This is a genomic window from Roseivirga seohaensis (genome assembly GCF_001592945.1).
Taxonomy (GTDB): domain Bacteria; phylum Bacteroidota; class Bacteroidia; order Cytophagales; family Cyclobacteriaceae; genus Roseivirga; species Roseivirga seohaensis.
Window position 1 is genome coordinate 163742 of the sequence record NZ_LRPB01000023.1, and the last position, 13736, is coordinate 177477.

Below are 13736 nucleotides of genomic sequence, written 5' to 3' on the forward strand. Positions count from 1 at the left end.
CTTACAAAGCAGGTGCCTTCCTCTCCAACACCTTTAGCAAATACCCCACTTTTAATTCGCCCTCGCTAGTGGCGATAAAATTCTCACCAAAAAGTATTTTGTTGCCAATCTGACGATAAGTGCTGAGGGTTTTTAGTGGTTCTTTGCCTTTTTCAGAAGTATCAGGATTTACGGTAGTCATTACACAACGGGCGCAGGGCTTTACGCCATACATTTCAATTCCGTTACAAAACACCTTCCTTATCTCATCTTCCTCGTGTGGTTTTCCGCCTTTAAAAACGATGCTCGGCCTGAACCTTCTCATGTCCATTGGTTCATCAAGCTTCCCATTCAGTTGTGCTAAAGATTCTTCGCTGATCATTAAATAGGGATAGCCATCGGCAAAACTCACTTTGTCGGTTTCGTTAATGGCATAACGCTGGTCGGCTTGGCGGATGGAATCATCATGCATGTACATCAGCCGGCACTTCATTCCTAAAACAGTACTGAACCATTCGTCTGCTTCGGGGCTCACAGGTTTTGCAGGGCAGGTATCGTCCCAAATGGTTACCATTTCGGGAGTGGTATTGGGTTCGTCCAAACTGATTTTTAGCGGGCTTACCGCTTCTGTTTTGTGCCGAACTATAATTTCTGTTGCAGTCAGTTCTGGCTGAAGCAAAGCCATTTTAGCGTATTTGCGCTGAGTAATGAATTGATTGTTTTCATCGACTAACATGAACCTGCGGTCGTTTTGGAAACCACGGCTTTCTACTTTGGCTTTGGCTACTTCAATACCCGCCAATGACTTAATCGGATAAATGTAAAGTGCGGTAATAATCAGGTTCGGCATACGGTTAAAATTTGAGCTTGAATTTATTAAAGAATGGAATCTTTCAAGATTCACTTCTTAGCTTTTCTGTGTCCTTTCAAAATATCTTGTGCCCAATCGCCCAAGTCTTCTTCGGTATCAACATCATTTAAAATAGGGAGTTCAAAATAGGAAAGCCCTTTATTCTTAAAATCTTGAATGGTAGAGGGGAAAACCTCTTCGGTACTCCATTTCTTATTTTGAAATACATCAGTAATCAAGCGGTTCATTCCGATCAAATAATAGCCTCCATCTACGGCTTCACCAATCACAGCATCATGATTTTCTAGAGAGGAAAAAGCTTGCTCCAAGATTTCAGTAGTTAAGTTGTAGCAGTCGCTGCCAATGATGCAAATTCTTTCATAGCCCTTGGCAAAAGAAGATTGAAAAGCCTCAAGCATTTTCACGCCCAAGTCGCCTGTCGATTGAACTTCTTTAGAATAATCTTCCGCTGACCATAAGTCATTTTCACCCAAAGCCTGATTGTAAAACACAGTTTTGTCCACCGCTAAAGGTTGGGTTATGGATTTAGTACGCTCCAGCAAACGTTTATAAATCGCTAAAGCGGCCTCCTCTCCTACCGTAGCGGCCAAGCGGGTTTTAGCCCTTCCCAATTCTGGGTTTTTAACAAAAATGATGAGTAATGCCTTTCCCATATATCTTACTTAACCGCTTCCCCTTTTTTCAACCAATGGCCAAATATAGCCTTATATACATGTACTTTTTCTGTGGTTTGTTCTTTATCGTCTACCACTTCAAAACCTTGGTTTTTCCAGTTTACAACGCCCAAATCAATGTTATGCACATTCGAAAAACCTTGGTTCTTAAGTTCCTTCGCCAAACTGGCGCTTCTAACCCCTACGGTACAATACACCAAAATCTCGGTGTCGGGTTCAATGCTTTTCAGTACTTCGGGTGTAAAACGTTTGGCGCCCGACAAATGACTGACTTCATATTCTGCTTGTTCGCGAACATCCAAGATCAGTAGCTTTTGGGATTGAATTAAGTTCTTTGCCTCTGATGGGCTAATGTTCAACACTTCTTTTGGGTAGAACAAACGTGCCGTTTGTGGTGTAAAATAGAGTATTGTCATCAGCAGAAACAGAAACCCAAATGGCCAAAGCAGCAACCATTTTCCAAGTTTTTTAAATGCCATTGAGTCTTCTTAAGGATATTTGATCGGTTTGTTCGACAATCATGTTTGGCCAAGTTAAATAATTATTACTTTCGGTACTGAAGATGTTGAAACCAAAAAGACTTAGCGTAAAAGCCTATACGGACGGAATCTTAAATTCCGATCGCCTGATTTTGAGCCGTGCCATTACTTTGGTAGAAAGTAATTTACCATCGGATATTGAGCTGGCGCAAGCATTGTTAGAAAACATTATTCCGCATGCAGGCAAGGCGATTCGCATTGGTATTACGGGAGTTCCTGGTGTTGGAAAGAGTACTTTCATCGAATCCTTTGGTGAGTTTCTAACGCAGCAAGGCAAAAACTTAGCGGTACTTACCATCGACCCAAGTAGCCAACTGAGCAAAGGCAGTATTTTGGGTGATAAGACCAGAATGGAAACTTTGGCCAGAAACCCGAAAGCCTTTATCCGTCCATCTGCATCAGGCACAGCTTTGGGTGGAGTAAGCGGCAAAACCCGTGAAGCGATGCTGCTTTGCGAAGCCGCTGGTTTCGATGTTATTTTTATCGAAACCGTAGGCGTTGGTCAGTCGGAAACTTTGGTGCACGGTATGGTCGATTTCTTTTTATTACTCATGTTGGCCGGAGCAGGCGATGAACTTCAGGGTATTAAAAAGGGTATTATGGAAATGGCCGATGCGGTAATAATTAACAAAGCAGATGGCGATAATATTAAAGCCGCAAAACGGGCTAAAGTTGAATACCAAAACGCACTTCACTTGTTCCCTGCTTCTGAATCGGGCTGGATTCCCGAAGTAAAAACCTGTTCTGCATTACAAAACACGGGCTTGTCTGAAATTTGGGAAATGATGGAAAAATACGTTCGTCACACCCAAATGAACGGTTATTTTGACACTAACCGAAAGGCCCAAAATTTAAACTGGATGAAGGAAAACATTAGTGCTTTATTGGAACAAGAGTTTTATACCAACAATGCTGTAAAAAACAGCCTTCCTGAAATCACCAAAGCCGTGAAGGCTGGTTCTTTACCTGCATTAAATGCAGCTAGACAGTTAATTCAAAAATTTAAGGGGGAATGAGAAGAGTCTGTTGGTGCATGACAAAAAGCTCATATCACGAACAGACTCTTTCGGTTTAATCTCTCGACACTAAGTGTTTCTAGTTCCTTCGTTACCACTCAGGATGCAAAGCAGAGTGCATATAAGTAAAGTTCATGTGAACTATTAATGTATGTGGTTTAAGAATCCGAAAAATGTCTAGCGATTGCTCCACCACCAAAAAACGATTGAAACGAAACCACCTGCTTTCTTTTCCTGAGGCCCGTGTTCGCAGGAGCTTTAGCGGATGAGAAACGAAGGATCTAAATTTCACGATTTGAAATAGAAAAGAATCGACCGTTCTGAAGAATCTGTTTTTGTCTGACTTCTCCTCTCTCAACGCGAATACTCCTCTGATATCGCTTTTCAAACTCAGAGAAACATTCTAAAAACCTACTCTCCTTTTCTTACACTTGAAGCACCCGAAGTATCTGAATCTACAGAAGCATTTCCACGATAGCGAACACTAGAGGCACCAGAAACATTAGCTTCTAATCTTTCAGAAACATTAACTCTTGCATTACTAGCACCAGAAACACGCAAGTCTGCAATTTTATTCTGAAGGTCATAAGCGCTGTAAGTAGAGGCTCCTGTAATTCTAACCGTTTGCCTATCGGCCCTACCTTTTAAATTGATTACGCATGAGCCAGAAACTTCTAAGTTCAAATCATTCACATCTAAATCTAAGCTTAGAGATGAAGCTCCTGAAAGATCAATGCTCATTTTACTACTTTCTAAAGTCTGCATGGTTTTGATAGAAACAGCACCACTGGCAGAAATTGATTCTAGCGACTTTACAGTAAGATAAGCCCTCGGGGTCTCTCTCATTCTATAGCCTCTTCTTCCAGATTGATCTCTCATTTTGATTGTCAGTCTACCTCCTCTTACTTCTGTAATTACATCATCCATGTAGTCCTCATCAATCTCTATTTCCAAAGATTCTTGATTTCCAACTCGGATTTCAACAGCAAAAGCATTACTTACACTCAACTCTCTAACGCCAGATATCTCTCTCTTTTGCTTGGCTTGCCCAAAAGCGGTCGCGGCAAACATTACCATAAAAGCGGCAAGTAAAGTGGGTCTCGAAATTCTTAATAATGTTTTCATTTTCTTAAAACTTAAATCTGGCCTAAAGATGGTCGCCAATGTAAAAGGTTGCACGACCATTCCGAATAACTCCTCAAGATAAATATGTTCATTCATTTAGCAAGGGTGAGGTTAAACATGCGGCATTTATTCCTTAAATTCAGCAGAAGCGAAAGCCAAATATCAAGAATTTGTATTACAGTCATAAAAACGACATGTTCAGGCAACTAAAAACCTCAACTTGGGTATTATCATCCAGCTATGCATAACATTGTAATTATAGGAAACGGCATTTCGGGCATTACTACGGCTCGGCATATCCGTAAACTCAGCGACCACAAAATCACTGTGATTTCTGCCGAAACCGACCATTTCTTTTCCAGAACTGCGCTAATGTACATTTACATGGGCCATATGAAATACGAGCATACCAAGCCGTATGAGGATTGGTTTTGGAAGAAAAACAGAATTGACCTAAAACGCGCCTTTGTAGAAAAAGTAGACACTGATGGTAAAACCCTCCATTTTTCCGGTGGTGAAACTATGACTTATGATAAGTTGGTGATTGCCACAGGTTCTAAACCGAATAAATTTGGATGGCCTGGGCAAGATTTAGAAGGCGTACAAGGCCTATACAGCTATCAGGATTTGGAAAGCATGGAAGCCAATACCAAGAATATTTCTAGGGCCGTGATTGTTGGAGGAGGTTTGATTGGTATTGAAATGGCCGAAATGCTTCGCTCCAGAAATATTCCTGTTACTTTTTTAGTGAGGGAAGAAAGCTTTTGGGACAATGTTTTACCCAGCGGTGAATCACAAATGATCAACCGCCACATCAAAGAACATCATATCGATCTACGATTAGCGACAGAATTAAAAGAAATTCTTTCTGATGAAAACGGCCGTGTAAAAGCAGTAATTACTGGAGCGGGAGAAACTATTCAGTGTGAATTCGTGGGGCTCACTGTAGGTGTTTCTCCAAATATAGAATTCTTAAAAGGCTCGAAAATTGAAACAAAAAGAGGTGTTTTGGTAGACCCATATTTAAAAACCAATATTGATAATGTGTACGCTCTTGGCGATTGTGCTGAATTTTTAGAACCGAATGGAGAAAGAAAAAGCATAGAACAAGTTTGGTATACAGGCCGAATGATGGGCGAAGCGCTCGCTAGAACATTATGCGATAAACCCACCAAATATGAACCGGGGCATTGGTTCAACTCTGCTAAATTTTTGGATATAGAATACCAGACTTACGGTTGGGTTTGGGCAAAAGCCAAAGAAAATGAAGGCGACTTTTATTGGGAACATAAAAACGGTAAAATCTGTCTTCGTTTGCGCTGGGATAAATCTACAGGTAAGCTATTGGGCGTAAACAATTTAGGCTTCAGACTTCGGCACCACGCTTTTGATAAATGGTTTAAGGAGGGAAGAACAGTCGATTATGCACTTGAGCACTTAAAGGACGCCAACTTTGACCCTGAGCTTTATAAAACCTATGAGGCCGAAATCATCGCACAATTCAATCGCGAAAACGGCAAAAACATTCAGCTTAAAAAGAAAAGCTGGAAACGCATTTTAGACTTTGTATCATAATTCAAATAGACAATAATGTCGACTACAGAACCGAATTTATCCATTTCGAATCCGCATCCAGAAGATACAGATGTAATCCAGAAAATAGCCTTAGTGGTGGCCTGCTTTGGAGTGCTTATACTGCTGGCAGCTTGGGCCAATATAGCCTTAGATGCTTCGGTATTTATGCCCATCGCCATCATTTCCATGATTGGTGGAACCACAGTGTATGGCGCCCGAAGTTATTTGAAACAACCTGAAGGAATTAAGAATAATGGCGTTTGGCACTTCTCATTGACCAGCAGAGGTGCTTTCGCTTGGGCGGTCGGGATTTTACTTACTGGCTTCTATGTCCTGTTGTATTGGTTTCCAGGCTATGTAGGTTTTGTTCAGAACGGTGAAAACCAAGGCTTAGTAGCGCTGTTCGACCCCTTAAGTATGGCCATAAAAGGACGGCCTGCCAGCCAATGGTTTATGTACGGAACACTGTACACCATCGCTATTTTGGCTTTGGGAATGAAGTTCATTTTTAAATACCGACATAGCCGTTATCAACTTATCAGAACTATTTCGGTGATGATTGCCCAGTTGGTTTTTGCTTATACCATTCCTGAAATATTAGCCGCGCTTAATTATAATGATGTGACCACATCAGCTGGAGAATATGTTGGCTATTATGACACTGACATTAAAAACGTTTGGCCACTCGATTACGACTTCTTTTATAGCTACCATTTAGACGCGATGCAAGAAAAGGCCTATCAGCCTTTCGGAATGATTTATTTAGTCGTTGGGATTGGCTTGTTCTTAATCGGAACCCCTATTCTTACCTATTTTATTGGTAAGCGTTGGTACTGCTCTTGGGTATGTGGTTGTGGCGGTTTGGCCGAAACTGCAGGAGACCCTTTCCGTCACCTTTCCTCAAAAAAATTAAGCGCTTGGAAACTCGAGCGCTGGCTTATTCATAGCGTAATGGTTTTTGTTTTTGTTATGACAGCCGTTACGCTCTATGGATATTTTACTGGTGCCAGTTCCGTTTTTGGGCTCGATATCTATTCTAAATTCCAAAAACCTTATGGTTTCTTTATTGGGGCTATTTTTTCAGGAATTATCGGAGTTGGCTTTTACCCAATGCTTGGCAACCGCGTTTGGTGTCGTTTTGGCTGTCCAATGGCTGGTTATATGGGAATTATTCAACGTTTTAAATCCAAGTTTAGAATTACCACGAATGGCGGTCAGTGCATTTCTTGCGGAAATTGCTCTACCTATTGTGAACAAGGAATTGACGTAAGGGCATATGCTCAGAAAGGGCAAAATATTGTTCGCGCGAGCTGCGTGGGTTGCGGGGTTTGTTCTGCGGTTTGCCCTAGAGGGGTTCTGAAATTAGAAAATGGCCCAGAAGAAAAACGCTACGATTTACCTCCAATTATTATTGGTAATGAGAGCGTGAAAATTTCAGAATAACTAAATAGCATCATCACTTAACAAAAAAGGAATTGTCAGCTGATTTGACAATTCCTTTTTTGTTATCTCAGGTATTAGAAATAATCTCCTCAATCTGACCCAAATGATGTTTTAAGTGCTTAATATAATCATTGATGAAATATTCAAGTGTTGTGGGCTGGTCTGTGGGAACAGGTTTCCAAGCTATTTTATCAAGGTTATGATTAAGCCTTTCCTTCTTTAATATCTTATCAGGAATTTGGCTGATAATGAAATCGATATGGAGGTTGTATTGTCTCCAAAGAATGATCAAGTCATGCCATTGCGCACCCGCATAATTTTGGTTTTCTACCCAAGCTACTTGGTCGTAGCCATCAAAAATCAAGTCATCAGTAGATTGCGCCTTTACAATTCGTGCATGGTTATTTGCAGCCGAATCAATCATATGTCCCACAATTTCTTGAATAGACCATTTGCCAGCACCGAGCCTTAGGTTGGCTTCGTTTTCGGGCATCATCATAAAGCGCTCAAAGGCGGAAAGAATCGTTTCTCTTAAATTATGTTCCATAGCTGCTAGTTAAATAAAAAGCCCGATTCAATGAACCGGGCTTTGGGTTAATATTTATAAAAGTATAGCTTAAAGCCCGAAAGCTGCCTTTACTTGATCTTGGTAATCTAGTTTTTCCCAAGTGAATAATTCCACTTCTCTTTCGTGCGATTGACCATCAGACCCGATGAAACTTTTCTTTACTATTTCGTTCTTTCTACCCATATGGCCATAAGCCGCAGTTTCAAGATACATTGGGTTTCTCAATTTCAACCTAGTTTCAATTGCATAAGGACGCATATCGAATACTTCAGATACTTTTTTAGCAATCTCACCATCGGTCATATCTACATGAGCGGTTCCGTAAGTAGAGATGAAAATACCCATTGGCTCAACTACTCCAATGGCATAAGAAACTTGCACTAAAACTTCGTCAGCTACACCTGCAGCCACTAAGTTTTTAGCAATATGCCTTGTAGCGTACGCTGCAGAACGGTCTACTTTTGAAGGGTCTTTTCCCGAGAAAGCACCTCCACCATGAGCACCTTTTCCACCGTAAGTATCTACAATAATTTTTCTTCCTGTTAAACCGGTATCACCGTGTGGTCCACCAATTACAAACTTACCTGTTGGGTTAATGTGGTATTTGATCTGGTCATTGAACAAGGCCTGAAGATTGGCTGGCAATTTCGCCATCACTCTTGGTATCAAGATATTGATGATGTCCTTACGGATAGTTGCCAACATTTCTTCGTCACCAGCAAAATCATCGTGCTGCGTAGAAACCACAATACTGTCAATTCTCAACGGTACGTTGTCGTCAGAATATTCAATGGTTACTTGAGATTTTGCGTCTGGTCTTAGGTAAGGAATTTCCTTACATTCTCTTCTCAGCTCTGCTAATTCCTGAAGAATTTTATGAGAAAGGTCTAAAGCCAGAGGCATGTAATTTTCAGTCTCTTTAGTAGCATAACCGAACATCATACCTTGGTCACCAGCGCCTTGCTCTTCTTTGCTTGCTCTGTCAACCCCTTGGTTAATGTCTTGCGACTGCTCGTGAATGGCAGAAAGCACACCACAAGATTTGCTATCGAACTGGTATTCGGCTTTGGTATAACCAATTCTCTCGATTACATCTCTGGCGATTCTCTGAACGTCAAGGTAAGTTTTAGACTTTACCTCACCTGCCAAAATCACTTGGCCAGTAGTCACTAAAGTTTCACAAGCTACTTTTGAATCAGGATCGAAAGCCAGAAAGTTATCGATAAGTGCATCGGAAATTTGATCAGAAACTTTATCAGGGTGCCCTTCGGAAACTGACTCAGAGGTAAATAGATATGACATATATTAATCTTTATTTCTTGAAATATTGGAGGCCAAAATTAGGCTTTTGATTCTATTATGAAAACAAATGTTTGTAATACTAACTACTGTAAAGCAGAAAGATAGCTGGAGTCTTCTTCATGTCAATGTCTGAAGCTTTCCATTTACCTACTGATTTTGAAACAATATGCTCTGTTGCTCCTGAAATATCCTTGGCTACACATAAGAAAGTTTCTTTTTTTGCTACTTTAAGAATGTCGGTCAATAAGGCTTCATTTCGGTAAGGCGTATCCATAAAAATTTGGGTAACGTTTTTTTGATTCGATTCTTTTTCCAAATCTCTAATGGCCTGCTGTCTTTCCTTTCTGTCGATAGGCAAGTAGCCATGAAAGGTAAATGATTGGCCGTTGAAACCGCTTGCCATTAAGGCCAAAAGTATTGAAGAAGGCCCAACCAATGGATTTACCTTCACCCCAAACTGATGTGCCATGTGTACTAAACGAGCGCCAGGATCGGCCACACCAGGACAGCCAGACTCCGATATCACTCCAATGTTTTTTCCTGAAAGCGCAGGCTGTATCAATTCGAAACAGTCTTCGAAAGAGGTTTTCTTATTTAGAATCTCGAACTGAAGCTCTTCAATCACTAAACCAAGCCTTAACGAACTAAGGTATCTTCTAGCAGTTCTTAAATCTTCTACATAAAACAAGTCGCATTTAAGAATGGCCTCGCGCACTTGTTCGGGAATAACCGCTTGCTGGGTGTTGGCCGAAATCACATTCGGAATCATAAAAACTTGTCCACTACCCATTTTGCAAATAATCTAAAGTGAGATTTAAAAACTCTTCTGGCTTTTCGGCATGCAGCCAATGACCTACGCCTTCAATCGTTTCTATTTTACTTTTCTTAAAAATGGAATGGATTAAGTTGAAGTCAGAATCCTGAATATAATCCGACTTTCCACCTCGGACAAATAAAGTGCTTTTCTTATATTCAGCATTATGGTTTAGGCCTAAACCCACTTTATCAATTTCTTTCGCAATTACATCTAAGTTCATTTTCCACTCAAATGCATCGTTATTCCTCGCTAGATTTTTAAGCAAAAACTGACGCACTCCGAACTCTGGAATATATTCCGCCAGCTTTTCATCTGCTTCTTTTCTAGAACTCAAATTGGGAAGATCTAGTGAAAACAAACCTTTAAAAATAAGGGTGTGATGTGGCGGATAGGATTGCGGACCAATATCGGCTACAATCAACTTATCTACTCGATTTGGGTGCTCGGTAGCGAATGTCATGGCCACCTTACCTCCCATTGAATGACCAAGAATATGAGCTTTCTCAATATTATGATTGTTCATAAAGTTGAGTAAATCCTCTGCCATTGCAGGATAAGAAAACTCATCGTCATGAAAAGACTGACCGTGATTCCGTTGGTCTAGGATGTAAACTTTATAGTGTTCAGCATACTTTTTACCCAGTGTAAGCCAGTTGTCTGATGTGCCCAACAGGCCATGAAGTATAATGAGTGGTTTCCCTTCTCCTAATTCTCTAAAATAGAGTTCTTGCATTATCTTAATTCTCTTAAATAAAGTTGAATAGTATTTTCTAAACCAAAGTATAGCGCATCGCAAATCAAGGCATGCCCAATGGAAACCTCGTCCATAAAAGGGATTTCCTGTTTCAAGTAGGCCAAATTCTTTAGATCTAAATCGTGGCCAGCATTAATTCCAAGGCCTAATTCTTTTGCTCTTGCTGCAGCCAATTTATAATCGGCAATCGCTTTCGTTTTATCCTTTTCGTAAGCAGAAGCATACATTTCGGTATAAAGCTCAATACGGTCGGTGCCTACTTTGGCAGCTCCTTCAATCATATCAATTTCTGGCGCTACAAAAATCGAAACACGTATTCCTGCCGCTTTTAGTTCCGAAATCACCCCTTTCAGAAATTCTTCATGAGCAACCGTATTCCAACCCGCATTTGAAGTAAGAACCCCTGGAGGATCAGGTACTAGCGTAGCCTGTTCTGGCTTCACTTCCTTTACCATTTCCATAAAACGTTCGTCTGGGTAGCCTTCAATATTGAATTCAGTAGTTACTACTTTCTTCAAATCGTAAACATCCTGTCTGGTAATATGGCGTTCATCTGGACGAGGGTGCACAGTAATTCCCTGAGCACCAAATCGTTCGCAATCAATTGCTACTTGAACTACATTAGGGTTATTTCCACCACGGGCGTTCCTAATTGTGGCTATCTTGTTGATGTTGACACTGAGCTTAGTCATGGAATATTTTTATTTGCATAACTTTGCCCGCAAGTTAATGATTTCATTGATCGTAAAAATTTTGAGATGAGCCTAAAACAACAGATTGACGCAGATATTAAAAGTGCAATGCTTGAAAAGCGTAAAGATGACTTGAAAGCCTTAAGAGCAATCAAATCGATGATTCTTTTAGCGGAAACTGAAAAAGGAAATACCGAAGGAGTTTCTGAAGATGCTGAAATGAAGCTCTTAATAAAAGCGGTAAAGCAAAGAAGGGACTCTGCACAAATTTATAAAGAGCAAAACAGAGAGGACCTTTATGCTATTGAAATGGCCGAAGTTGAGGTAATCGAAAAATATTTACCAAAACAACTTAGCGAAGAAGAGGTAAAAGCTGAACTTCAGAAAATTATTGCTCAAGTAGGTGCTACTGGCCCTCAAAACATGGGCAAAGTAATGGGCGCAGCCACCAAAGCACTAGCTGGGAAAGCAGATGGCAAAACCATTTCAACTTTAGTAAAGCAATTACTGACAGCCTAATTCATTGAAAACCCTTGACATCATACTATTAATACCGCTCGTTTTCGGGGCGGTAATGGGCTTTAGAAAAGGGTTACTCTTAGAAATCATCGGAATATTGGCTTTTGTTTTGGCCATTATTGGTGGTTTTAAACTTATGGAAATTGGCATTTCCTATTTGCAAGAGCACATAGAAGGCATGGATCACTTGCTCCCTTTTATTTCCTTCTTAGTTATTTTTCTAGCCATTATTCTGTTGGTGAATATGATCGGAAAACTAATGAAGAAGGTAGTGGATATGACACTACTAGGAGGAGTTGACAAATTTGCCGGGGCCATTGTCGGTATTGCCAAATGGGCCATTGGCTTAAGTATTCTCCTTTGGCTTACCAATAATTTTGGTATTGAATTACCTGGGCAAGACGAAGACCTAGTACTTTACCCTTATTTGGTAAAACTTGGCCCTAACCTGATTGAAGCCCTAAATGTAGTTTTGCCCTTTGCCGAAGAAATGCTGGACTCTATCAAAGAAATGGTTTCGCCCCAAATCACTTGATACTCATTTTAGACAACTTCGATTCTTTCACCTATAATTTGGTGGACTACTTTGGTCAACTCAACATTGAAGCTGAGGTAATTAGAAACAACGTTTCTATTGAAAGCATTAATTTTAGTAAGTATTCGGCTATTGTTCTATCTCCTGGGCCAGAAAAACCAGAAAAAGCTGGTATATTAATGGACGTGGTAAAAAGCAAAATTGGTCAAATACCAATGCTTGGAATTTGTTTGGGACATCAGGCCATAGGTCAATATTTGGGAGCTTCTTTGGTAAAAGCCAAGTACCCAATGCATGGTAAGATTTCTAGCATTAAAACCACAGAAGCAATTATATTCAACGATTTACCCAATGAATTTAACGTGGTACGTTATCATTCATTAGTACTTCAAAATTTGCCCAAAAGTCTTTTTCCCATTGCTTATACAGAAAATGGAGAACTAATGGCCTTTGAAAATGTTGAGTTAAAAGTAGCAGGAATACAGTTTCACCCCGAAGCTATTTTGACCCAATACGGATTAGAAATGCTTAAAAATTGGGTGAGTTTTTATAATATTGTTTAAATCACAAGTTGAAAACTGGTTACACAACCTTTTAACGTATTGGGTGATTTGTAGAAATTAGCCTTGCATTTAAAAGGTTTAAACAAAGGCAGCATGACCGCAGCAGAACTGATAAATTATTTGATTCCACCTTTAAAATTAACCGATGATGGCAATAAGGCCATTATTTGGATGGAAGAATTACGCACAAACCAGTTGCCTGTGGTGGAAAAAGGAAAGTTCTTAGGCTTTATTTCCGAAGAAGTGATCCTCGAAAATAATGATGCTACACGGCCTATTAGTGAATACGATTTGTTTGCAGAAGACTGCTTTATTTTTGAAGACCAGCATTTTTACGATGTCATCAAAATGGCACATGAGCATGAAGTGCAACTGGTTTCAATTATTGGAAGAAACGGAAACTTCTTGGGTGTGGTAACCATAGAAGACACCATTAGCAGTTTTGCTCAATCAATGGCTGTTCAAGAACCGGGGGCAATTCTCATTGTTTCTATGAATTATAGAGACTACTCTTTAGCCGAAATCAGCAGAATTGTTGAAGGCGAAAACGCCAAGATTTTGAGTAGCTGTGTTACCAACGATTACATGGATGCCTCAAGAATTAAGCTTACTTTAAAAGTAAACAAGCCAGATATTTCGCATATCAGTGCTTCCATCGAACGTTTTGGATATAAAGTAATTGGTAAATTTCAAGAAATTGAAATCAAATCGAACGACCAAGACCGTTATGACATGTTGATGAAATACCTCAACATTTAACCGCC

16 protein-coding genes are annotated in these 13736 nt (G+C 40.1%); 7 read left to right on the forward strand and 9 right to left on the reverse strand.

What is annotated here, in order from left to right; all coding sequences use genetic code 11:
* Position 1: 1 nt before the first annotated feature.
* From AWW67_RS07175 to AWW67_RS07185, 3 genes are read right to left on the reverse strand one after another with little or no spacing between them, the layout of a single operon-like run.
* Complete coding sequence (locus tag AWW67_RS07175) at positions 2-829, reverse strand: MOSC domain-containing protein (protein WP_071387070.1); 828 nt, start codon at positions 827-829, stop codon at positions 2-4.
* A gap of 50 nt (positions 830-879) precedes the next feature.
* A complete protein-coding gene (locus AWW67_RS07180; RefSeq protein WP_062300862.1) occupies positions 880-1503 on the reverse strand; it encodes a TIGR04282 family arsenosugar biosynthesis glycosyltransferase in 624 nt (207 codons plus the stop codon).
* Positions 1504-1508: 5 nt separating this feature from the next.
* A complete protein-coding gene (locus AWW67_RS07185; RefSeq protein ID WP_062300863.1) occupies positions 1509-2003 on the reverse strand; it encodes a rhodanese-like domain-containing protein in 495 nt (164 codons plus the stop codon).
* Positions 2004-2086: 83 nt separating this feature from the next.
* On the opposite strand from AWW67_RS07185, the gene meaB reads away from it, so the two are divergent.
* Positions 2087-3079, forward strand: coding sequence for a methylmalonyl Co-A mutase-associated GTPase MeaB (meaB, locus tag AWW67_RS07190; protein ID WP_062300864.1), 993 nt, complete (start codon positions 2087-2089; stop codon positions 3077-3079).
* Between the two features lie 411 nt (positions 3080-3490).
* Here the strand turns inward: meaB and AWW67_RS07195 are convergent, their stop codons facing one another.
* Positions 3491-4204, reverse strand: coding sequence for a head GIN domain-containing protein (locus AWW67_RS07195; RefSeq protein WP_176700012.1), 714 nt, complete (start codon positions 4202-4204; stop codon positions 3491-3493).
* Positions 4205-4444: 240 nt separating this feature from the next.
* Between AWW67_RS07195 and AWW67_RS07200 the strand changes: the two genes are divergently transcribed.
* Together AWW67_RS07200 and AWW67_RS07205 are read left to right on the forward strand one after the other, a co-directional pair.
* Positions 4445-5779 (forward strand): NAD(P)/FAD-dependent oxidoreductase, encoded by a 1335-nt coding sequence (locus tag AWW67_RS07200; protein ID WP_062300866.1) that lies wholly within the window; start codon positions 4445-4447, stop codon positions 5777-5779.
* Positions 5780-5794: 15 nt separating this feature from the next.
* Positions 5795-7222, forward strand: a complete 1428-nt coding sequence (locus AWW67_RS07205) for a 4Fe-4S binding protein (protein ID WP_062300867.1) — start codon at positions 5795-5797, stop codon at positions 7220-7222.
* A gap of 67 nt (positions 7223-7289) precedes the next feature.
* On the opposite strand, the gene AWW67_RS07210 is transcribed toward AWW67_RS07205, so the two are convergent.
* From AWW67_RS07210 to AWW67_RS07230, 5 genes are all read right to left on the reverse strand, one after another.
* Positions 7290-7769, reverse strand: a complete 480-nt coding sequence (locus AWW67_RS07210) for a DinB family protein (RefSeq protein WP_062300868.1) — start codon at positions 7767-7769, stop codon at positions 7290-7292.
* A gap of 69 nt (positions 7770-7838) precedes the next feature.
* Positions 7839-9092, reverse strand: coding sequence for a methionine adenosyltransferase (gene metK / locus AWW67_RS07215; protein WP_053222284.1), 1254 nt, complete (start codon positions 9090-9092; stop codon positions 7839-7841).
* 79 nt (positions 9093-9171) lie between these two features.
* The gene (locus AWW67_RS07220) at positions 9172-9882 is read right to left on the reverse strand and encodes an SAM-dependent methyltransferase (RefSeq protein WP_062300869.1); all 711 of its coding nucleotides are present in this window, start codon (positions 9880-9882) and stop codon (positions 9172-9174) included.
* The gene (locus AWW67_RS07225) at positions 9875-10642 is read right to left on the reverse strand and encodes an alpha/beta fold hydrolase (protein ID WP_062300870.1); all 768 of its coding nucleotides are present in this window, start codon (positions 10640-10642) and stop codon (positions 9875-9877) included. The genes AWW67_RS07220 and AWW67_RS07225 overlap by 8 nt, the downstream gene beginning before the upstream one ends.
* Positions 10642-11355 (reverse strand): pyridoxine 5'-phosphate synthase, encoded by a 714-nt coding sequence (locus AWW67_RS07230; RefSeq protein ID WP_062300871.1) that lies wholly within the window; start codon positions 11353-11355, stop codon positions 10642-10644. Before AWW67_RS07230 ends, AWW67_RS07225 begins: the two co-directional genes overlap by 1 nt.
* Positions 11356-11421: 66 nt before the next feature.
* On the opposite strand from AWW67_RS07230, the gene AWW67_RS07235 reads away from it, so the two are divergent.
* The 4 genes from AWW67_RS07235 to AWW67_RS07250 all read left to right on the forward strand — a co-directional run bounded on the left by AWW67_RS07235 (position 11422) and on the right by AWW67_RS07250 (position 13731).
* The gene (locus tag AWW67_RS07235; protein ID WP_062300872.1) at positions 11422-11874 is read left to right on the forward strand and encodes a GatB/YqeY domain-containing protein; all 453 of its coding nucleotides are present in this window, start codon (positions 11422-11424) and stop codon (positions 11872-11874) included.
* Positions 11875-11878: 4 nt separating this feature from the next.
* Positions 11879-12409 (forward strand): CvpA family protein, encoded by a 531-nt coding sequence (locus AWW67_RS07240; protein ID WP_071387071.1) that lies wholly within the window; start codon positions 11879-11881, stop codon positions 12407-12409.
* Positions 12406-12972 (forward strand): anthranilate synthase component II, encoded by a 567-nt coding sequence (locus AWW67_RS07245; protein ID WP_053222290.1) that lies wholly within the window; start codon positions 12406-12408, stop codon positions 12970-12972. Before AWW67_RS07240 ends, AWW67_RS07245 begins: the two co-directional genes overlap by 4 nt.
* Before the next feature lie 93 nt (positions 12973-13065).
* Positions 13066-13731, forward strand: a complete 666-nt coding sequence (locus tag AWW67_RS07250; RefSeq protein WP_053222434.1) for a CBS domain-containing protein — start codon at positions 13066-13068, stop codon at positions 13729-13731.
* Positions 13732-13736: the final 5 nt, after the last annotated feature.

Bases quoted from the DNA above. Each gene is read 5' to 3' on its own strand.
- meaB (WP_062300864.1), top strand. From the start codon at position 2,087: ATGTTGAAACCAAAAAGACTTAGCGTAAAAGCCTATACGGACGGAATC.
- AWW67_RS07210 (WP_062300868.1), bottom strand. From the start codon at position 7,769: ATGGAACATAATTTAAGAGAAACGATTCTTTCCGCCTTTGAGCGCTTT.
- AWW67_RS07230 (WP_062300871.1), bottom strand. From the start codon at position 11,355: ATGACTAAGCTCAGTGTCAACATCAACAAGATAGCCACAATTAGGAAC.
- AWW67_RS07185 (WP_062300863.1), bottom strand. From the start codon at position 2,003: ATGGCATTTAAAAAACTTGGAAAATGGTTGCTGCTTTGGCCATTTGGG.
- AWW67_RS07180 (WP_062300862.1), bottom strand. From the start codon at position 1,503: ATGGGAAAGGCATTACTCATCATTTTTGTTAAAAACCCAGAATTGGGA.
- AWW67_RS07200 (WP_062300866.1), top strand. From the start codon at position 4,445: ATGCATAACATTGTAATTATAGGAAACGGCATTTCGGGCATTACTACG.
- AWW67_RS07195 (WP_176700012.1), bottom strand. From the start codon at position 4,204: ATGAAAACATTATTAAGAATTTCGAGACCCACTTTACTTGCCGCTTTT.
- AWW67_RS07250 (WP_053222434.1), top strand. From the start codon at position 13,066: ATGACCGCAGCAGAACTGATAAATTATTTGATTCCACCTTTAAAATTA.
- metK (WP_053222284.1), bottom strand. From the start codon at position 9,092: ATGTCATATCTATTTACCTCTGAGTCAGTTTCCGAAGGGCACCCTGAT.
- AWW67_RS07220 (WP_062300869.1), bottom strand. From the start codon at position 9,882: ATGGGTAGTGGACAAGTTTTTATGATTCCGAATGTGATTTCGGCCAAC.
- AWW67_RS07225 (WP_062300870.1), bottom strand. From the start codon at position 10,642: ATGCAAGAACTCTATTTTAGAGAATTAGGAGAAGGGAAACCACTCATT.
- AWW67_RS07235 (WP_062300872.1), top strand. From the start codon at position 11,422: ATGAGCCTAAAACAACAGATTGACGCAGATATTAAAAGTGCAATGCTT.
- AWW67_RS07205 (WP_062300867.1), top strand. From the start codon at position 5,795: ATGTCGACTACAGAACCGAATTTATCCATTTCGAATCCGCATCCAGAA.
- AWW67_RS07175 (WP_071387070.1), bottom strand. From the start codon at position 829: ATGCCGAACCTGATTATTACCGCACTTTACATTTATCCGATTAAGTCA.